Genomic DNA, 803 nt, shown 5'->3' with positions numbered 1-803 from the left:
TTTATATACTAATATGTTAGATAAACGTATGGTTTACACTTGTGGCTACTGGAAAAACGCATCAAACCTCAATGAAGCACAAGAAAATAAATTAGACCTAATTTGCCGTAAATTAGATTTACAACCGGGTATGCGCTTATTGGATATTGGTTGCGGCTGGTCGAGCTTTATGAATTATGCTGCTGAAAAGTATGGCGTTACTTGTGATGGTTTAACGTTATCTAAAGAGCAAATGAAATTAGGTCAGCAATTGGCAGATGAAAAAGACTTACCTGTCACGATTATTCTTCAAGACTACCGTGAATACCAACCAAAAGAACAATACGACCGTGTTGTTTCCATCGGTATGATTGAACATGTTGGGCCTGACAATTATGACGAATTCTTCCAATGTGCAGATCGATTTTTAAAAGATGACGGTATTTTTGTACTGCACACCATTGGTAATCCTATATCTGTAAACCAAACAGACCCTTGGATTAATAAATATATTTTCCCGAACGGTGTTGTTCCTTCTATCGCGCAATTAAGTCAGGCTATTGAAGGAAAAATGAACATTGAAGATATTCATAACTTTGGTCCTGATTATGATCTCACTCTAATGGCATGGTGTGAAAACTTCGAGAAAAATTGGTACAAAATTTCAGACCAATACAACGAACGTTTTCACCGTATGTGGCGCTATTATCTATTAAGTTGTGCCGGTGCTTTCCGCGCTCGTGATTTAAACCTGATTCAATTATCACTGACTAAAAATGGTCGTGAACTGCCATTAACTGTTCGTGCTGCATAAAGTATTCATT

At 37.1% G+C, this 803-nt stretch carries 1 protein-coding gene; it reads left to right on the top strand.

What is annotated here, in order from left to right:
- On the top strand, positions 1 to 793 hold a 793-nt coding region (gene cfa, locus E5A76_RS15760; RefSeq protein ID WP_161119497.1), incomplete at its 5' end, for a cyclopropane fatty acyl phospholipid synthase.
- Positions 794 to 803: the final 10 nt, after the last annotated feature.

The sequence above is a fragment of the Photobacterium lucens genome (assembly GCF_009873615.1).
GTDB classification, from domain to species: domain Bacteria; phylum Pseudomonadota; class Gammaproteobacteria; order Enterobacterales; family Vibrionaceae; genus Photobacterium; species Photobacterium lucens.
Note: the sequence above shows the minus strand (reverse complement) of the source record. Positions and strands in the feature narration are given on the sequence as shown.